The sequence below is a fragment of the Chthoniobacter flavus Ellin428 genome (assembly GCF_000173075.1).
Taxonomy (GTDB): Bacteria; Verrucomicrobiota; Verrucomicrobiia; order Chthoniobacterales; family Chthoniobacteraceae; genus Chthoniobacter; species Chthoniobacter flavus.
In genome coordinates this window covers 18,626-38,056 of the sequence record NZ_ABVL01000002.1, presented here as the reverse complement: position 1 = coordinate 38,056, position 19,431 = coordinate 18,626, and the positions used below count along the sequence as shown (strand labels likewise).

15 protein-coding genes and 2 pseudogenes are annotated in these 19,431 nt (G+C 60.9%); 9 read left to right on the top strand and 8 right to left on the bottom strand.

Annotated elements, in window-relative coordinates:
* Positions 1-94: 94 nt before the first annotated feature.
* The 6 genes from CFE428DRAFT_RS03010 to CFE428DRAFT_RS02985 form a co-directional block, all read right to left on the bottom strand.
* Positions 95-874: an ATP-grasp domain-containing protein gene (locus CFE428DRAFT_RS03010; protein ID WP_006977950.1), complete on the bottom strand. Its 780-nt coding sequence runs from the start codon at positions 872-874 to the stop codon at positions 95-97.
* Positions 875-1,012: 138 nt separating this feature from the next.
* Positions 1,013-1,309, bottom strand: a complete 297-nt coding sequence (locus tag CFE428DRAFT_RS03005) for a type II toxin-antitoxin system RelE/ParE family toxin (RefSeq protein WP_042724328.1) — start codon at positions 1,307-1,309, stop codon at positions 1,013-1,015.
* A 16-nt stretch (positions 1,310-1,325) separates the two neighbouring features.
* Complete coding sequence (locus tag CFE428DRAFT_RS03000) at positions 1,326-1,592, bottom strand: ribbon-helix-helix domain-containing protein (RefSeq protein ID WP_006977949.1); 267 nt, start codon at positions 1,590-1,592, stop codon at positions 1,326-1,328.
* A gap of 73 nt (positions 1,593-1,665) precedes the next feature.
* Positions 1,666-2,718, bottom strand: a complete 1,053-nt coding sequence (gene purM, locus CFE428DRAFT_RS02995; RefSeq protein WP_006977948.1) for a phosphoribosylformylglycinamidine cyclo-ligase — start codon at positions 2,716-2,718, stop codon at positions 1,666-1,668.
* A 39-nt stretch (positions 2,719-2,757) separates the two neighbouring features.
* On the bottom strand, positions 2,758-4,215 hold the full coding sequence (purF, locus tag CFE428DRAFT_RS02990; protein WP_006977947.1) for an amidophosphoribosyltransferase: 1,458 nt from the start codon (positions 4,213-4,215) through the stop codon (positions 2,758-2,760).
* 197 nt (positions 4,216-4,412) lie between these two features.
* Positions 4,413-6,308, bottom strand: coding sequence for a sulfatase-like hydrolase/transferase (locus tag CFE428DRAFT_RS02985; RefSeq protein WP_006977946.1), 1,896 nt, complete (start codon positions 6,306-6,308; stop codon positions 4,413-4,415).
* A gap of 81 nt (positions 6,309-6,389) precedes the next feature.
* Between CFE428DRAFT_RS02985 and CFE428DRAFT_RS02980 the strand changes: the two genes are divergently transcribed.
* The 8 genes and pseudogenes from CFE428DRAFT_RS02980 (at position 6,390) to CFE428DRAFT_RS02945 (ending at position 17,722) form a co-directional block, all read left to right on the top strand.
* Positions 6,390-7,319 (top strand): hydroxypyruvate isomerase family protein, encoded by a 930-nt coding sequence (locus CFE428DRAFT_RS02980; RefSeq protein WP_006977945.1) that lies wholly within the window; start codon positions 6,390-6,392, stop codon positions 7,317-7,319.
* A 385-nt stretch (positions 7,320-7,704) separates the two neighbouring features.
* Entirely contained in the window at positions 7,705-8,382 is a 678-nt protein-coding gene (locus CFE428DRAFT_RS02975) for a rhomboid family intramembrane serine protease (protein ID WP_042724405.1), read from the top strand.
* Positions 8,383-8,491: 109 nt separating this feature from the next.
* Complete coding sequence (locus tag CFE428DRAFT_RS02970; RefSeq protein ID WP_006977943.1) at positions 8,492-9,163, top strand: rhomboid family intramembrane serine protease; 672 nt, start codon at positions 8,492-8,494, stop codon at positions 9,161-9,163.
* A gap of 57 nt (positions 9,164-9,220) precedes the next feature.
* A complete protein-coding gene (locus tag CFE428DRAFT_RS02965; protein ID WP_006977942.1) occupies positions 9,221-11,053 on the top strand; it encodes a PVC-type heme-binding CxxCH protein in 1,833 nt (610 codons plus the stop codon).
* Entirely contained in the window at positions 11,002-13,761 is a 2,760-nt protein-coding gene (locus CFE428DRAFT_RS02960; RefSeq protein ID WP_006977941.1) for a DUF7133 domain-containing protein, read from the top strand. The genes CFE428DRAFT_RS02965 and CFE428DRAFT_RS02960 overlap by 52 nt, the downstream gene beginning before the upstream one ends.
* Positions 13,762-13,819: 58 nt before the next feature.
* Positions 13,820-15,454 (top strand): sialate O-acetylesterase, encoded by a 1,635-nt coding sequence (locus CFE428DRAFT_RS02955; RefSeq protein ID WP_006977940.1) that lies wholly within the window; start codon positions 13,820-13,822, stop codon positions 15,452-15,454.
* 114 nt (positions 15,455-15,568) lie between these two features.
* Positions 15,569-17,413, top strand: coding sequence for a cytochrome c biogenesis protein CcdA (locus tag CFE428DRAFT_RS02950; RefSeq protein WP_006977939.1), 1,845 nt, complete (start codon positions 15,569-15,571; stop codon positions 17,411-17,413).
* Positions 17,370-17,722, top strand: a pseudogene (locus tag CFE428DRAFT_RS02945) (thioredoxin family protein). Before CFE428DRAFT_RS02950 ends, CFE428DRAFT_RS02945 begins: the two are co-directional and overlap by 44 nt.
* Here the strand turns inward: CFE428DRAFT_RS02945 and CFE428DRAFT_RS02940 are convergent.
* Both CFE428DRAFT_RS02940 and CFE428DRAFT_RS02935 read right to left on the bottom strand, forming a co-directional pair.
* Positions 17,712-18,425: a hypothetical protein gene (locus tag CFE428DRAFT_RS02940; protein WP_006977937.1), complete on the bottom strand. Its 714-nt coding sequence runs from the start codon at positions 18,423-18,425 to the stop codon at positions 17,712-17,714. The pseudogene CFE428DRAFT_RS02945 and the gene CFE428DRAFT_RS02940 overlap by 11 nt on opposite strands.
* Entirely contained in the window at positions 18,426-18,959 is a 534-nt protein-coding gene (locus CFE428DRAFT_RS02935; protein WP_157447410.1) for an RNA polymerase sigma factor, read from the bottom strand. It lies immediately after the preceding gene.
* A 97-nt stretch (positions 18,960-19,056) separates the two neighbouring features.
* Between CFE428DRAFT_RS02935 and CFE428DRAFT_RS40885 the strand changes: the two are divergent.
* A pseudogene (locus CFE428DRAFT_RS40885) lies at positions 19,057-19,404 on the top strand (DoxX family protein); the annotation flags it as partial.
* Positions 19,405-19,431 lie beyond the last annotated feature (27 nt).

Genomic DNA, 19,431 nt, shown 5'->3' with positions numbered 1-19,431 from the left:
TATGTGCAACCGCGTCGATTTACGAATCCTTCTCGCTCTCCGTCTGCGAGAGAATAGACGAGCAGGCTGGATTCACGAGGGGCGAAGGAGCGAGCTATTGCGAATACGCTTGCTCCAATGCCAGGACAAGCCGCTGAACATCCGCCGCATAGCTCGCCGAGCAGTTCAGCGTATTCACTTCGACGATTTTAATTCCGCCGGGCGTATCGCACACATCGATGACGAATGTCTCATGAGGCGTCCATTGGCGAATGCGCTCGTTCACAAAGGAAGCAAACTTCTCATCCACCTCACGGGCGGGCGTGGCCTTTCCGCCCAGTCTATAAAGCGACTGCGTGATGATTTCGTTCTTCACGATCCAAAAGCGGTATTCAGCGTGGATCGTGACCAGCGGGGCTAGCTGAATACGCGTTTGCGGTGCAAGACTGGTCCTGCGATCGGCCTCCGGTTGGCAAATGGAACGCTGCCAGGCTCCGAACTCTTGTGCGGTGAAGATACGCCCGGAGAAATATTTCGAGTCGTTCACCGGCCGAACGAACATGCTTTCCGTGGTAAATGCCGCGTCCCGCACGCTGGAAACCACGGAGTCGAAGTTCAGCATGTGCGCACCCCAATGCTCGCGTTGCGTTTCGAAGTCCTGGTCGAGGACGTCGAACAATCCCGGCGACCATTGATTTCGGAGCACCGCAGGGCGCAACGAATACGAGCCAAAACAGATGACGTTCTTGTGCTTCAACTCCGGTTCGGGAATGAGATCACCCTCCTTTGGCACCACCTTGTGCACGGAGTAGCTGATTCCAAAACGCTCAAGAGCGGCGATCAATGCACTGCGTCCGGGTTCCGACAGGAAGCTTGCTTGCAGGACCCAATGCATGCGATGTGAATCGAAATTACCGAAGGGTGCGCACAGTCTTCCGTGCCATACAATTCCCATCCGCGAGCGAAAATCCTATCATCAGGATCGCGGAACAAAGGCCAACGTCGCTGACGCCCCTCATAGGGCAGCATTCCTTTAGTCTACAAAGTACTCCGGAGTGATATCTCGCGCCCCATGCACCAAACGAATCACTTCGAGAGCATCACCAGAGAGGCGATAGAAAATCAGGTAATTCCCAATCGGAAAGCTACGAAGTCCAGGCGACAGATCATCTACTTTGCGCCCGATTCGTGGGCTCAGAGCGATTACACGCAATGCAGCATCAAACTGATCAACCAGCCGATCGGCCGCCGCGAGATCATGCACCGCAATATAGGTCCAGATCTCCTCGTAATCGCTGCGCGAAGCTGGCGTGCGAAGGATTCGAAGCATTCGCCGTTCGCCTCACTTACTGCTTACCCAGCTTGCGACGCCCTTCGGCCTTGATGTCTTCAGCCGTGAATTCGACGAATTCCCCTCGCTCTGCCTGGTCCACACCGACCTGCACTTTAGCGCGGAGATCGTTAACTCTGGCATTACGAATGGCTTCCCGGAGGCGCAACTCTTCGAGCGCTTCGGCGACAACCTGGCTCTCCGAAGTAAAGCGGCCGGACTTCACCGCTTCTTCAACGAAATGCTGATTCTCCTCGCTCAATGAGATCGGTACGGTTGGCATGGATGCATTCTACCCGAACCGCTGGCCGGGGGCAAGACAGCCGCACCGCGTGGAGGCACCCGCCCCTTTCTCGCTAAAACTCCAACCGCACCACGCCGCTGCCCTTTTCGATCCGGCCGATGACTTTGCCCTTGGTCAGCTTGAGCGCTTTTTCGCGGTCGGCAGCGGAGACGACGACGGTCATGCCGATGCCCATGTTGAAGACTTGATACATCTCCGTGCGGTCGATGCTGCCGCCTTCGCGGATGTGCTCGAAGATCGCAGGGACTTTCCACGTCTTCGTGTCGATAACAGCGTCGGTGGTCTTCGGGAGGACGCGCGGAAGGTTGTCGATCAATCCGCCGCCAGTGATGTGGGCGAGGCCCTTGATCATGCCTTGCGGGAGCTTGGCGAGCAGCGGTTGATAATTCTTGTGCACGCGCAGCAGTTCGTCGCCGAGGGTCTTGGCAACGCCGGGCAGCATGCTATCCACGTGCAGACCCATCTTTTCGAAGAGGACTTTGCGGGCCAGCGAATAGCCGTTCGTATGCAGGCCATTCGAGGCGAGGCCGATGATCACGTCGCCAACTTTGGTGCGTGAACCGTCGAGCGCGAGCTTGCGATCGACGACACCGACGATGGTGCCGGCGAGATCGTATTCGCCTTGTTGATACATCCCGGGCATCTGCGCGGTTTCGCCGCCGATGAGCGCACAACCGGCTTCCTTGCAGGCCTTGGCAAAGCCCTTGATGAGTTGCTGAAACACCGGCGGGTCGAGGCGCTCGGCGCCGATGTAATCGAGGAAGAACAGCGGACGTGCGCCGACGACAGCGATGTCATTGACGCAATGATTGACCAGGTCCTGCCCGACGGTGTCGTGCTTGTTGGCGGCAAAGGCCAGCTTCAGCTTTGTGCCCACGCCATCCACGCTGGAGACGAGCACGGGATCTTTCATCCCCTTGAAATTGGCGCGGAAGAGGCCGCCGAAGCCGCCGATCTTGCCGAGCACCTCAGCGCCGTGCGTGCCTTTGACCATCGCATGGATGCCGCTCTTCACGCGGTTACCGAGATCCACATCCACGCCGGCAGCGGCGTAGGCTTTCTTGGATTTCGCAGTGGGGTTGGCGGATTTCGGAGATTTGGGCATCGCGGGACTAAATACTAGGAACTTACCACTAAAGACAACTTACTCGTTTACGGCATCGAACAGCTCGGGATGATCGTCCTTCACGAGCAGATCGGAACGATTGGCCCGGCGTTCCATGATGAACTTATCGACGTTCGGATCGACCGGCACCGGGTATTTGCCGTTGAAGCACGCGAGGCAGAACTTGCTCTCGTCCTGGCCAGTGGCGCGCACCATGCCGGGCACATCGAGATAACCGATGCTGTCCGCACCAAGGTAGTCCCGAATTTTTTCCAGTGTGTGCTGATTGGCGATGAGCTTCTCCGGATCGGGGAAATCGATGCCGTAATGGCAGGCGTGCCGGTGCGGCGGGCAGGAAATGCGCATGTGCACTTCCTTCGCACCGGCCTCGCGCAAATTCACCACACGAGCCCGCGCAGTGGTGCCGCGAACGATCGAGTCATCGACCACGACCACGCGTTTGCCGTGCACGGCTTCCTTGATGAGGTTCAGCTTCACGCGCACATTGAAGTCACGGATGAGTTGCGTCGGCTGCAGGAAGGTCCGCCCGATGTAGTGATTGCGGACGAAGGCGTGATTGTAAGGAATGTTCAGCTCCTCGGCGAAACCGAGTGCCGCGTAGTTGCCGGAGTCCGGCACGGGCACGACGAGATCGGCCTCGACCGGGTGCAACCGCGCCAGTTCGCGTCCCATGGCGGTGCGGACACGGGCGACATTGATATCGCTGATGATCGAGTCCGGACGTGCGAAGTAGACGTACTCGAACATGCAGAAGGCCCGACGCTCCTGCCGGAAAGGAAACTCGGAACGCACCCCGTTCTCGTCGATGATCACGACTTCACCCGGTTCGATCTCGCGGACGAACTCGGCGTGGATGAGATCAAACGCGCAGGTTTCGCTGGAGAGCACCCAGGCGCCCTCCAACTTGCCGAGCGACAACGGCCGGAAGCCGAACGGATCGCGCACCCCGATGATCTCGCGCTCGCCCATGATGACCAGCGAATAAGCACCCTGAATGCGCCGCAACCCGGCAAGCACGCTGCTGGTGCCATTCGGCTGGGCGAGCAGGTGCAGGATGATCTCGCTATCGACGGTGGTCTGGAAAATGGACCCGCGGCGCTCGAGTTCATCGCGCAGCACGGCGGCGTTGACGAGGTTGCCGTTGTGGCCGATGGCGATCTGCCCGCGACCGGTGCTGAACATGAGCGGTTGGGCGTTGAGCAAAGTGCTCGACCCCGTGGTGGAGTAGCGCACATGGCCGATGGCCCGTGTGCCCTTCAGGCGGTCGAGGTCTTCGGCTTTGAAAACCTGGGAGACGAGACCCATGTCCACATGGCGGACGAAGGGCGTATTCGGGCCAGTGGCGGTGACGATGCCCGCGCTTTCCTGGCCCCGGTGCTGCAGGGCGAACAGGCCGTAGTAGGTTAGTACTGCGGCATTCGGATGTCCAAAAACGGCGAAAACGCCGCACTCATGAGTGGGTTTGTGGTGCTTCACGCGGGGTCGGGCGAACGGCGACACTAGCGTGCCTCGGGGTCGGGTCAAGCGGCGCGCCCCGAAAAATGCGTTTCGCTGTTTTTCGCTTGGCAAAATGCGGAAACTGCTCGTGGCGAGGCATGTCGTGTGGGCCGCTACGTGGCCAGCGCGGCTACGGACGATCGTGTTACTGATGCCTCTCACCCATGGCAATGCGTCTATTGTGGCGCCGTCACCGCCGGGCGCAACACAACGCGCCGCAGGTCCATTACCGCGGCGCCGACTTTGTTCTGCGGCTTCACGGCGATGGTTTGTTTGCCTTCGCCGAGATCCACGACGCCGATTACGCGCTGGATGAAACTCTGGAAGTTCCCCGTGGCATCGACGGTGAATTTCAGTGTCTGCCCTGCGACTTCCACGGCCACTTCCGAACCACCGGAACTGCCGCAGCCCTGCTGCACTTCCACTTCGTATTTGCCCGCTTTCGGCACTTCGAAATCCCAGCTCACCCAATCCTCCGGCTTGGTCCAGAAGCCGATGGTATTCTTATAAGGGAGCGGTTCGTAACGCGCGGTCGTGCCGTGCACGGTCGCGTCCTTGGCAAAGAGCCGGATGTCTCCGGTCGCCGGGGTCACGATCGGCTTGTGGCCTTTCACAGCGTCGTCCATGCCTTCGCGCCAGGGGGTGAGCTTTTCCCGCAGCGCTGCGGCGCTCGGGCCGGGCTCCAGGCGGGTGGTATCGACGTCTTCATAGAGCCGCTTGTGAAACGCCGAATCGAAATTCGGATTCGCCGTGCCCATCTGCGCGCCGATCGATTTCCGCCACGCGGCGAGCTTGCCCTGCAGTTCCGACACCCGCGCGGACTGGCTCTTGGCCAGGTCGTTCTTCTCTCCGGGATCGGCCGCGATGTTGTAGAGCTCGAGATTTCCTGTTTCGTCGTCCTGGATCAATTTCCACTCGCCATCGCGAATCGCTCCCGCCGGCTTGCTGCCTTGGTTCGTGTAATTTGGGAAATGCCAGTAGAGAGTGCGCGGCGGAATGGTGCCTCCGGTGAGCAGCGGCAGAATGTTCACGCCATCCAGCGGTCCGACGGTGTGCGCCACATCGAGCCCGGCGGCGGTCATCAAGGTGGGCATGAAATCATAGAGCACCACCGGCGTCTCATTCGTCGCGCCGGCTTTGATCTTTCCCGGCCAGCGCACGATGAGCGGTTCGCGCAATCCACCTTCCTCCAGGTAGCCCTTCCCTGCGCGGAAGGGCGCATTGTAGGTCGAAGGCGTATTCGGCAGTTCGTAGACATGCAGACCGCCATTGTCGCTGGTAAAGATGAAGATCGTCTTTTCGGTGAGGCCGAGTTCATCGACCTTCTTCATGATGCGGCCGACACAATCGTCGAGCGACTCGATCATCGCGGCGTAGATCGGATTCCACGCGTCCTTGTGTTTCTCGATGAGTTCCGGCTTGGCGGCGAGCGGCACGTGCGGCGAATTGTGCGCGAGATAGAGGAAGAAAGGATGATCCTTGTTCTTCTCCAGCCAGCGCTCGGCCTCGGCCGTCAGCTCATATTCCCCTTTCCCGCCTTCGGTCGCGCTCGGCTTGGTATTCGCGTGGCCGGCGAAAGCGTAGTCGAAGCCTTGGTTGGTCGGCAGGAAGCCTTTGCCGCCCAAATGCCACTTCCCGATGCACGCCGAGACATAACCCGCGCCGTGAAGCGCTTTGGCGATCGTGTTTTCTTCCAACGGGAGCTGGCCTTCGATCTCCGGCTGAATGAATTTCTGCGAGGGCGCATCGGCGCGGCCCGGCAGGAAATTCGTGATGTGCACCCGGCCCGGCGCCTTGCCCGTCATGATCGCCGCCCGGGAAGCCGAGCAAATGGGCGAAGCGCAATACGCGCAGGTGAAGCGCATTCCCTCGCCGGCCAGTCGGTCGAGATTCGGCGTCTGCTGATCCTTGCGGCCGTAGCAGGAGAGATCGTTCACGCCGAGATCGTCGCAGAGAATGAAGACGATGTTCGGCTTGTCGCGGGACTTTGGCGCGGACGCTCCGCCGTCGCCATCCTTGGCAAATAACGAGACGGCGAAGCACAACGAAAGGGCAAGGGCGCGGGGAAACATAGCGGGCGAGATATTTGCCCGCTGCGCCCGGCATGCAATCCCCAACTTGCCAGCACGCCCATCGGAAGCGATTCTTCCCCCATGTCCTCCCAGACCCGCCGTACCGCTATCAAGACTGCCGCCGTCGCCGCGCTCGGCCTCACTGCTCGCGGGCAAAACACCATACCGTCCCTGCCTTTGGAAACCGACAAAACCCTGGCCGCGCCGGTCTCCGCCGCGGCTGGCCTCTTTCGCGTGAAGAATGGCCGCATCCAGCAATCGGTCGTGCCGTGGTGCTTCAAACCCATGCCGCCGGAGGAACTCGTGCATCACAGCGCCGCGCTCGGGCTCGCTTCGGTGGAGCTCATCGATCCGATGCATTGGCCGCTCATCAAGGAACTCGGCATGCACATCGCCATCGCCAGTTCGCACGGCTTCGCCAAGGGTTTTGCGCATCGCGAGGAGTGGGCGGAATGCAGCGCCATGCTGCGTGAGCGCATCGAGCAGTGCGCGGCCGCGGGGGTGGAGCGGGTCATCACGTTCTCCGGTTTCCGTCGTGGATTGAGCGACGAGGAAGGCATCGCCAACATGGTCGCGGGGCTCAAGGAAGTGCTCCCTCTCGCTGAGAAGAAGAAAGTGACGCTCTGCATCGAGATGCTGAATTCGCGGGTCAATGTGACCATGAAGGGCCATCCCGATTATTTCTGCGACTCCATGGAGCGCACCGTCGAGATTTGCCGGCAGATCGGTTCACCGCACTGCCGGGTGCTCTTCGATATCTATCACGTGCAGATCATGCACGGCGATGTCATCAGCCGCCTCCGCCAGCACAAGGAATATGTAGCCCACGTGCATACCGCCGGCGTGCCCGGTCGCAATGAAATCGACGGCACGCAGGAGCTCAATTACCCGGCGATCATGCAGGCCTTGCTCGATCTCGACTACAAAGGTTACGTCGGCCAGGAATTCATCCCGGCGCACGAAGACAAAGTCGCCTCCCTCGCCGACGGCGTGCGCATCTGCGACGTCTAATAAATGAACCGCCCCCCCTCGCGGTCATTCTGAGCGGAGTGGAGGGAGTGTAACGACCGGAGCGCAGTCGAAGAACCCCGCCGAACAACCAGCGATAGTCTCTGGTGAAGCGGCCGGATTCTTCGACTCCGTGCCCCGCCACCTCGCCACCGGGGCACTCCGCTCAAGAATGACACACGGGGGAAGCGGAAATTTATTTCACAGCCGCGGATACGGAAGCGACGGGGCGCTTCCCTCCAGCGCTGATTCGAAAACATAATCCGAAAGTTGCTCCAGTTCCGCGTTCAGGTCGCAAACGGCACGCATTCTGCAACAAGGAACCATGCAGAGTGGCGTGATGGAAGTCAGCTCCGGGCGTCGGTATCTGCACCAGATCCGCTTTCCCATGATTCCGCTCTACGACGACCGTGCAGACTACCGCTCGCCCCAACGGTTCCCGATCATGACCGTTCTGCTCATCGTGGCGAATATCCTGGTCTTCGCTTGCTGGCAGCTCCGTCTCGGTCTCGATGAATCCGTCAGGCAGGCCGGCTTTCTGCCGCACGAATTCACCAAGAACCCGGTCAGCGTCTGGTGCTGGCGTTACGTTTTCACTTCGATGTTCATGCACGGCGGGTGGGCGCATCTCCTCGGCAATATGTGGTTCCTCTGGATTTTCGGGGATGACATCGAGGAACATTGTGGCGCCGTCGGATATCTCTTCCTATATCTGCTTTCCGGAGTAGCGGCGGTGCTCGCCTTCACCTTGGTTGCGCCTCAAGGCGAGGTTCCCCTCGTCGGCGCCAGTGGTGCGATCAGCGGCGTGCTCGGGGCGTATTTTCTGCAGCGTCCCGATGCCCAAATCAAAACCCTCGTCTTCTTTCCGTATATCTGGATCAGAAATATTCCGGGCTTGTTCTTCCTCCTCTACTGGATCGTCTTGCAAGTGGTCTCACAGATCCTCGCCGCCCGCGCTCACAACATCGAGGGCGGTGGAGTCGCCTACGCCGCGCACATCGGCGGCTTCATCGCCGGCCTGGTCTTGATCAACTCATTTGGGAAGAGGGACAGCGATCGGCGCTGACCCGGCCAAAAAGACGGAAGGTTTTTTAAACTTCGGGTATTTGCCCAGGCTCGTTGGTTGGGGCTTTGCCGCTCCATGTCTGTGCGTCTAGACTCGCTTCCGCCCTCCCATGCTTCCGCTTCGCGACGACCAGTCGACCCGCAGTTTCCCGATCATCACCCTCCTCCTCATCCTCGCGAATGTGGCCGTCTTTGCCGGCTGGCAGCTCCGCGTGGGCCTCGAAGACTCGGTCGCCATGGCCGGCTTTCTGCCCGAGGAACTCACGACCAAGTCCTCCACGACCTGGTATTATGTCTTCACCTCCATGTTCATGCACGGCGGCTGGATGCATCTCATCGGCAATATGTGGTTCCTGTGGATCTTCGGGCGGAACGTCGAGGATAATTGCGGCGCCATTCGTTACCTCCTCTTCTATCTGCTCTGCGGAGTGGCGGCCACGCTCTCCTTTACCATCGTCGACCCACACTCGAAAATCCCTCTCGTCGGCGCCAGCGGTGCGATCAGCGGTATTCTCGGCGCCTATCTCCTGCATCATCCGAGAGCGCGGGTGCTCACTCTCGTCCCGCTGGGACCGTTCATCCGCCTCATGGAAATTCCGGCGTGGATGTTCTTTCTCGTTTGGATCGGCCTCCAGATCGCCTCCCAGATTCTCGCCTCCCACACGCACGGCGTCCAGACCAGCGGCGTGGCCTACGCGGCCCACATCGGCGGCTTCATTGCCGGCATGTTCTTCATCGTCTTGTTTGAAAAAGGGCGGGACAGCTGGCGTCGACGCGCCTAAGACAGTTGCCCCTTCATTGATTTCCCCGGCAGCCCTTCCTATCTCTTTTCCAGTTTCATGCGTACCCTGATTTGTCTTCTCACTTTAGTCCTCGGCTTCGCATCACTCCGCGCCGCCGAACCTTTCGAAATCAAGGATGGGGACCACGTCCTCTTCCTCGGCGACACCCTCCTCGAACGCGAAGGCACCTATGGCTACCTCGAGACGCGGATGCACGAGCAGTTCCCCGACCGCCATTTCGTCGTGCGCAATCTCGCCTTCTCCGCGGATACCCCGCTCGGCTGGTCGCGCGCCAGCTTCGACCCGGCGGCCAAGGGCTTCGATCGGCTGAAGGAACAGCTCGACCTCGTCAAACCGACGGTCGTTTTCCTCGGCTACGGCATGGCGGCGAGCTTGCAGGAAATCACCGATCACTCCGGTGATCCCACGCTCAACCCCGATCCCGTCCGCTACGGCACCGAGCCGATGAGTGCCGCTCGTTTCGAACGCGAGCTCGGCCAGCTCATGGACACGATCGTGGAGATGAACAAGGCGAACGGCGGTGCGGGAGTGCGTTTCGTCCTGCTCGCCCCCATTCACCACGAGGACTTGCGCAAGTTCAAGCCGGGCCTGCCCGACCCGTCGGTCCACAACAAGCTGATCGAGCAGTATTCCAATGTGATCAAGGATCTCGCGCAGAAGCGCGGCGCGGTTTTCGCGCAGTTCGGCGAACATCCCGTGCCGCAGACCGAGAACGGCATTCATCTGACGAACAGCGGTTACCAGACCTGGGCGCTGGATATCGGAGATCAGCTCGGCTGGGAACGGAACAAATCCGCGGAACCCGTCGGTCCCTCGGGTCAGGTCGTGCAGACTCCGAGCGCGCTGCGCGCCGCGGTCATCCACAAGAACGCTCTCTTCTTCTATCGCTGGCGGCCGGCGAACTCGACTTACCTCTTCGGCTTCCGCAAGCACGAGCAGGGACAGAATGCGAAGGAAATTCCCGAGTTTGATCCGCTGATCGACGCGGCCGATGCGAAGATCGACAAGATCAAGCAGACCAATGCCGAGGCCATCGCCAGCGGCAAACCGATCCAGCCCGCGCCGATTCCCGCGACCAAGGACGCCGAACCGGTGCCGCCGCTGCCGGCGCCGGACTTCAATCTCGATAACGGTCTGCAGATCGAGCTCTGGGCGGAGAATCCCCTGCTCTTCAAACCCACGGAAATGAATTGGGATCCGCAGGGCCGTTTGTGGGTGGCGAGCAGTTCGCTCTACCCGATGATCGCGCCCGGCGGCGAAGCGACCGACAAGATCATCATCATCGGAGATCCCGATCACACGGGCAAGGCGACCAAGAGCACTGTCTTCGCCGATGGCCTGCTGCTGCCCACCGGCGTGGCGCCCACCGCGTTGCCGACTGCCCCCGGCAAGCCGCAACGTTACGGCTGCTTCGTCGGCCAATCGACTGAACTCCTCTATTTCGAGGACACCAAGGGCTCCGGCAAGGCCGACCAGCGCCACATCGTGCTCTCCGGCTTTGGCACGGAGGACACGCACCACATCCTGCACACGCTCAAGTGGGGTCCGGATGGCCGGCTCTATATGGACCAAAGCATCTACATTCACACGCATACGGAAACACCGTGGGGCGTGGTGCGGCTGAATGCCGGCGGGGTCCTCGCCTGGGATCCGAGAACGGAGAAATTGGAAGTCTTCGACCGGGGATTGTGGAATTCGTGGGACACCAGTTCGACGAATGGGGCCAGAGTTTTCAAACCGATGGCGCGGGCTCGACTGGGCTCACGTGGAGTTTTCCGGGCTCGATCTTTGCCCCCTCGGAAGGCGCCCGCCGAACGATGCAAAGCATCAGCCCCGGCAGCTATCCGAAATTCGCCGGCCTCGAGCTGATCCACTCACCTCACTTCCCAGCGGACTGGCAGGGCAACGCAATCACCTGTGACTTCCGGGCTCACCGCATCGTGCGCTTCGGAATTTCCGATCTCGCGAAAAGCGCGCCCGCGCAGGCCGGCTATACCACGAAAGAAATGCCCGATGTGGTCCGCACGAGCGACGTCACGTTCCGCCCAATCGATGTGAAGCTCGGGCCAGACGGCGCGCTCTATGTCGCCGACTGGAGCAACCCGGTCATCAATCACGGCGAAGTCGACTTCCGCGATCCGCGGCGCGACCACACGCACGGCCGCATCTGGCGCATCACGATGAAGAATGGGCCGCTCATGCAGTGGGAGGATCTCACCAAGCAGAGCACCGATGCGATCTTCTCGCTCTTCGCCAAGCCTGAGGGGCCGCAGAACCTCTGGCAGCGCGAGCAGGCCCTGCGTGTGCTGGCCATGAAGCCCGCTTCGCAAATCGAGAGCGCCAGCCGCGAATTCCTCCGCGGCCAGCCCGATGCAAATCGTTACGCGCAGCTCAATCTCCTGCGCTCCGCTTACTACGGCATCCATCTCGACGCCTTCATCCCGCTGGCCCACTCCATCAACGCCCAGCAAGTCCGCGAATCCATCTCCGGTCTCTCCGGCGAACAAATCGCGCAGACGCTTTCGCTTCTGCTTTCACAAGCCGCTACCGCCGAGACGGTCTTTGCCGATCGCCCGGAAAAGCGCGCCGCCTTCCGCGCGCAACTGCTCTCCATGCTCGAAGCTTATGTCGAGCATCCGCACCCGCGCGTGCGCCTCGGCGCCGTACGCGTGCTCGGTGCGATTCCCACGGCGGATAGCGCGACTCTCGTGCTTAACGTGGCAGTGAACAACGCGGGCGCCGATCCGTTCCTCGATTACGCCACATGGCTTTCGATCAATGATCTCGCCAAGCCGTGGACCGAAGCGATCGTCAATGGCACCTGGGCACTCCAGGGCCGCGAGAAGCAACTCGAGTACGGGCTCAATTCCATCGACCCCGCGCTCGCTGGTTCCGCACTCGCCAAGATCATCGGCGACGAGAAGCTCGACTTCACCAAGGGGCCGTGGATCGACCTCGTCGGCCGCGCCGGTGGTCCGCAGGAACTCGCGAAACTCTTCGCTGCCTACATCCTTTTCTACGGTCCCGAGTGCTGCCCGGGCCGCGATGTTTCCCGCGTGAAGATTCCGAACCTCTCCGAGGCCGATGCCCAACGCATCCTCGACGCGCTGCTCGCCGCCGCGCGCGACCGCGGGGTGCGTCCCGATGGCGAACTCGCCATTGAAAAGCTCTACGAAGCCGCGCCGGAAAAATTGCGCACCACTCTGCTCCAGCTTGCTGGATTCTGGAAGACGCCGGACGCGCCCACCTTCCTCACTGCGGTGGCTGGCGACAAGTCGGCCAAGGGTCCGCAGCGCGTCGCCGCCATCGCCGGCCTGCGCGCGCTGGGTGGCGCGGAAGCCGTCACCACCCTCACGAATCTCTGCTCGGCCGAACAATCGTTTGGCATCCGCCGCACCGCACTCGGCGCGCTCGCGGGCCTCAAGCTGCACGACGCCATCGCACAGGTGCAGTCCGTGATGCACGACGCCCCGAATGACGCGGAAGCGCTCCCGGCCTGGCGGCAGTTGCTCGGCGTCCAGGGGGGCATCGACGCATTGAAGGCGAAATTCGATGACGCCGCGTGGTCCAAGGAATTACCCACCCCGGTGCTCTCCTCCGCCTTGAAAGCCGCGCGCGAAAAAGGCCATGCCGGCGCCCTGCTCGCCACGGCAATCGAAGCCGCCGGAGGTAAAGCCGCGGCCACGCCGCAGGACATGGCCTCGCAAATTGCGGGCATGGTGAAGCAGATCCAGCTCGGCTCCGATCCCGCGCAGGGCGAACTCGTCTATCGCCGCATCGGCTGCGTGCAATGCCACTCCATCGGCGGCGCCGGTGGAAAGCTCGGCCCCGATCTCTCCAGCCTCGGCGCCAGCGCCCCGCTCGATTACATCGTCGAGAGTGTCTTCGACCCCGCCGCCAAAGTGAAAGAAGGTTTCCACGCCTTTGCTTACACCATGAAGGACGGCTCGCAGCTCACGGGCATTCCGACGCGCGAGACCGCCACGGAGCAATTCATCCGCCCCGGTCCCGCGCCGGAAATTCCGCTGATCAAGGCAAACATCGTCAAGAAGGACCTCGTCGGCAGCCTCATGCCGCCCGGCTTGACCGGCGCACTCGACAACACCGAGAAACGTGAGCTCTTCGTCTTCCTCGCCCAACTCGGCCGGCCCGGCCCGTTCGATGCCAGCAAGGGCAGCATCCTGCGCATGTGGCGCCTCTATCCAGGCAGCCAGGCCGAGCAAGCCGAACATGCGGAGAAAATCGACGAAGCCGTCCCCGCATTCACCATGGTCGACGGCCGCTTGCCGAAGGAGCAATTCGCCACCGCGATCCAGCTCGTGCCGAATGCCGGCAACAGCGTCATCGCCTCCGCGCAGTTCCAGATTGCTGCCGCCGGCAAGACCCGCTTCACCCTCACCGGCGTGACCAAAGCCTGGCTTGACGGCCAGCCCCTGGCTGTCGCCTCCGAGCCCAACCCCACGCCCGAGCTGACCGCCGGTGTCCATACTCTGGCCGTCCAGGTCGATCCGAAAGCCCTCCCGGAAACCCTCCGAGTCGAGGCCGAAGGAGCCAACTTCCTCGGCAACCAGCAATAGCAGTAACGCTCCACCTTCGTTCATTCGTCATCCGGTCATTTTCCACTCCCACCCAGTCATGAAACCCCACCTCGCCACGCTCATCCTCGCGACATCGATCCTCGGCGGCCCGGCCTTGGCCGACGTCAAGCTGCCCGCTGTCATCTCTGACAACATGATCCTCCAGCAGGAAACGCCCGCGGGCGTGTGGGGCTGGGCGGACCCGGGTGAAAAAGTGACGGTAAAATTTGCCGGCAAATCCGCCGAAGCCACGGCGGATGAGAAAGGTAAATGGGGCCTGAAACTCCAGGGGCTCACCGCCGGGCAATCCGGTGAAATGACTGTGGCTGGTAAGAACACGCTCGCCATCAAGAACGTGCTCGTCGGTGAAGTGTGGGTCGCCTCGGGGCAGTCGAACATGGAGTTCACCCTGAGTGGCGCCAAGGATCACGACGCGGAAATCAAGGCCGCGGACTTCCCGCAGATCCGCATGTTCACCGTGCAGAAATCGGCGAAGACCGAACCCGCGGACGATTGCGTCGGCAAATGGGAAATCTGCACGCCGCAGACATCCCCGCACTTCTCGGCGGTCGGCTATTTCTTCGCCCGGCGATTGTATCAGACGCTCAAGGAACCGATTGGCATCATTCACACTTCGTGGGGCGGCACGCCCGCGGAATTCTGGACACCCAAGCCGATCCTCGCTCGGGACCCAGCGTTCAAGCCGGCCTTCGACTCGTGGGAAAAGGCCGTCGCCAACTATCCCCAAGCGAAGGAAAAATACGAAAAAGACCTTGCCGAGTGGAAGGAAGCCACCAAGACCCCGCCGGCCGACGGCAAGCCAGCGCCGAAGGCGCCGCGCCCGCCCCGCGGTGGCGATGCCTTTGGCAGCCCGGGCTGCCTTTATAATGGCATGGTCGCGCCGCTCGTCCATTACACCATTCGCGGCACCATTTGGTATCAGGGCGAGGCGAACGCCGGCGCGCCCGATCTCTACAAGAAGCTGTTCCCGACGATGATCCGGAGCTGGCGCAAGGAATGGCAGATCGAGGATTTCCCGTTCCTCTACGTGCAGCTCGCCAACTTCATGCAGCGCCATGCAGAACCCACGGATACCAATTGGGCGCGCCTGCGCGAAGCTCAGCTCGAGACGCTGGACGTGCCGCACACCGGCATGGCGGTGACCATCGATATCGGTGATTCCAAAAACATTCACCCGACGGACAAACAGGACGTCGGCCTGCGGCTCGCCTTGTGGGCGGAGGCGACGGTTTATTACCGCGACGAGGAGTTTTCCGGCCCGCTGGCCAGCGGCTTCCAGATTGAAGACGGGCGTGCCCGGCTCACCTTCCGCAACGGCGAAGGCATGAAGTCGGCCGATGGCGGGCAAACTCAAGGGCTTCGCCCTTGCCCGGTGAAGATCGCAAGTTCGTTTGGGCCGATGCGGAGATCCAGGGCGACCACGTCGTCGTCTCCAGCCCGGAGGTGCAGAAACCCGTCGCCGTGCGCTACGGTTTGGGACGATGATCCGGAGTGCAATCTCATCAACAACACCGGCCTTCCCGCCTCGCCTTTCCGGACGGACGAATGGCCGTTCGGCGTGGCCGAAATAGCGCGCCGGGTTGCAATCAAAGTCAACGTGGATTCGTTGTGTCATCGAGTCCACCGCTCCCGTGCTGCGGGCGCGCCGTCGTCGGTCGCATCCCAACTGTGACCGACGGCCCATTCATATGACATCATTCGATTCCGTTGAACCGGCAGGCCCAGTGTATGGTCCAAGCCATTCATTGCCGTATTTTCGTCTGCCGTTTCACCTATGTCCTCTGCCATGTTGCCCTCGCCCATTTTGAAACGCCTGCCGCAATTCCTGTTCGTCACCCTTTGTTGGCTGGTCCTCGCCGTGGGGGTGACGCAGGCTCAGCAAGAGACGACCAAGTTGAAAGCGGGAACACTCACCCTGGTCGCCGATACCACAACCATTCAGGCGGGCAAGCCATTCACCGTTGGCGCTCATTTCGAGCTCGATCCCGAGTGGGACGTCTACTGGCAATTCGTCGGCGACATTGGACAGGCCACGCGGATCGATTGGGAATTGCCGCCGGGCTTCAAGGCCGGCCCGTTGCAATGGCCCATTCCCGTGGCGCACCCCGCTCCCGGGGACTTTCTCAACTACGTTTATCTCAAGGAGACGCTCCTTTTCGCTGAGATCACCCCTCCGGCCGATTTGCCTCCCGGCCCCATCGTCATCAAGGCGCACGTGGTGGCGCAGACCTGCAACCCCGAGACGTGCGTTCCCGTCAACGCGCACCTCGCACTGTCTTTGAATGCCGGCGCCCCCCAACCGGCAAATGCCGATCTGTTTACGAAATGGCGCGCGCAATTGCCCAAGACCACTCCCGTTCCATTCACAGTAAAATGGGACCGCAGCAAAGCCGACGAGTTTTCACTGCGCATCGAAGGGCTGCCGAAGGAATTCAAAGCTGAGTTTTTCCCGCTGCCTCCGAAAGGCGTGACGCCCGATCACCCGAAAGCCAGCGAGATCGCCGCGGACGGCTCACGCACCATCACCTTCCCAGTGAAGAATGGCGGTCAACCCAATCTCCCCTGGCGCGGCGTCATCGCAACCGCCAAGGATGACGCGCCCCGCGAAGGCTGGGTCATCGATAGCACTGCGGCCACTTCTGCCACTGCCGCTCCCACCACCGACAAGCCGGCGGCGACGACCAACACTACCGGCACTACTAACGCCACCAATCCCGCGAGCACCTCCGCGGCTCCCGCTTCCTCCAACAACAGTCTCCTCGCCATCCTCTGGAGCGCTTTCCTCGGCGGTTTGATCCTCAACCTGATGCCCTGCGTGTTGCCGGTCATCGCTTTGAAAATTTTCGGTTTCGTCCAGCAAGCCGGCGAACATCCGCGGCGCGTCTTTCATCTTGGGCTGGCCTTTGTAGGCGGCGTCTTCGCTTTCTTTCTCGGTCTAGCGACGGTCGTCGCCGTTCTGAGGATGAATGGTGTGGGTGTAAACTGGGGTTTCCAGTATCAGCACCCCGGCATCCTGATCGCGCTCATCGCGCTGGTCTTTCTCTTCGGCCTGAATCTGCTCGGGGTCTTCGAGATCGCCTTATCCGGCGGGGCCGCTTCGAAGCTCAGCGAACTCTCTGGCAAGGAAGGTTTAGGTGGAGCATTTTTCCACGGCGTATTCACGACTCTGTTGGGCACCTCGTGCACTGCGCCCTTCTTGGGGCCGGTTCTCGGCGCCGCCTTCGCTGCCCCGCCGCACATCATTTATCTCATCTTCACCGCCATCGCGTGCGGTATGAGCCTCCCTTACTTTCTGCTAACCGCAAAACCGGCCTGGTTGCGTTTCCTTCCAAAGCCCGGCAGGTGGATGAACTTGCTTAAGCAATTCATGGGCTTCGTCATGCTCGGCGTGGTCGTCTGGTTGCTCGGCGTATTTGGCAAGGCAGCGGGCCTGGACGCACTCACCGTTCTCAGCGCGTTCCTTCTCGTGCTCGGCGTGGTTTGCTGGATTTACGGTTCTTTTGACAACCGACCCTTGGCTTGGGTTTCGATCCTCGTCCTTTTGGCAGTCAGCTTCCTTGTCTATCGCTACGGCGGAGAGAAAAGTAGTGGCATCGCCTGGCAGCCACTGGAGCAACGATCGCGTCGCTGAGGCCACGAAAAAGGGCCAGCCAGTCTTTATCGATTTTACTGCCGACTGGTGCCTGAACTGCAATACAACGAGAAGGTGATTCTCAACGCCGATTCGGTTCGCGCTCTATTCAAACAAAAGAACGTGCTCACGCTTAAAGCCGACTGGACCAATGAGGATCAGGCTATCTCGGACATCCTCAAAAAATACGATCGCGCAGGAGTACCTGCTTACTTGCTCTATCCCGGCGGAAATGCCGAACCCATCATTCTGCCCGAGATTCTTACCCAGAACGTCGTCGTCGGCGAACTCAACAAGCTCAAGAACTGACTGCCTGCGGCACCTTCGCCAGGGCGACAAATGGCGCTCGCGCTCCAGCGTTCCTGACGAACTTCTGCAGCGTCTCCATCGGCGCGTGCGCGGCCATGGTGTAGATGACATCGCCCTCGGTCCACGCGGCGAAGCTCCAGTCTTTCACCGTGCGGAATTGCGGCACTCCGGTAGGCGGCGCGTCTTTGAAATCCTTCCGGCGCGCCACGAGCAGGTGGACCAGTTCCCCGTCGTCCACGCGCGGCTTCTTCTCTCTCCAGAAGCAGGTGAGATAGGCCGACTTGCCGTGCACGTTGACCACCTGGCAGCCAAAGCTCTTCAGCGAACGCAGCTTCGCCGGAATCTGGAAACCCGCCGGAGCTCCCTGCGCGAGCAACCACGTCCGCAACTCTTCGGGATTCTGTGACCGTTTCGGCAACTCCGGCGGCGTGCTGAAGAAATCTCTTACCCGCGGTGCGAAGAGCGCATACGAAATCTTTCCGCGTTGCGGCGCCCACCAGAGGGCCAGCGATCCCAACAGCAGAATCGCCGCGGCGATGGCCGGCAACGCCCGCCAGAACGTCACGCGACGCGCCGGTAGTTCAACGACTTTCTCCCCGCCTTCCGCCGCCGCACGTCCCTCGGCGAGAATCGCCTCCGCCTTCCCGGCCGGCAGCGACTGCGCGTCGTAGTGCTTTTGCAATTGTTGGCGGAGATCAGACATTTACCAAAGAGATACGAATAAAAGCAGCCACTGATTGCATCGGGATTTTCCTTCGTCCTGCGTCGCAGCCTCGCGCAGCTTGGCGATCGCGCGATGCAACAAGCTCAACACCGTACCGCGCGGCTGGTTGTTCATTTGCCCGATCTCCTCCGCCGTCCGCCCTTCGTAGTAGTGGAGGAAAAGCACCTCGCGCTCCACCGGTCGGAGCGCCGCCAGCAACGTATCCAGATCGCCCTGCACACCGGGTTCGCTGTCGACCATCTCCGGCACATCCGGCGCCTCGGGTTCATCAAGCGACTCAAATTGAACCACCTTCTTTCGTCGACATTGATCGACAAACAAGTTCCGCACCGCCGTGAAAAGCACCGCATTTGACTCCACCTGCCCATATCGGCGACAGAGATTCAGCCACGCCTCGTGCACCAGATCCTGCGCGTCTTCCGGATGATGCGTCAAGGCCAGGGCGTAGCGGTAGCCTTTCTGCAACCGTTCGGCATCGGTCGTGGGAATAGAAATGTCGCTGGGTGCGTCCAAAATGAAGAGTGCGACGCAGTATTGATCGCATCTTCGTTTATCCGCCACCCGCTTGTTACGCAATTCATACTTCCCGTCCTTCGGTCCACCCGCTAGCATGCTCGTCCTTTCGGTTGTCACGCCTCACGCCTCCCCCAATGCGCGAAAAACTTTCCGGTCCGTGCAATCAAATGCCAGCGGCATTCGTCGTCCTGAGCAACATCAAGCTATGAACACGAACTCTTTCGTCGTCCGCGCCTATTCCTTGCTCGTCCGTGGCGCTTCTTATTTGCAAGCGCCGGTGCTGCTCATCATCCGGCTCTACTGGGGCTGGGAATTTTTTCTCACCGGCAAAGGCAAGCTTTCCGACTTGAGCAAAGTCAGTTCGTTCTTCGGAGAGTTACATATCCCTTTTCCCTCATTCAGCGCGGCGCTCGTCGGCACTACGGAATGCGTCGGTGGTCTGTTGCTCATCCTCGGCTTGGCCTCGCGC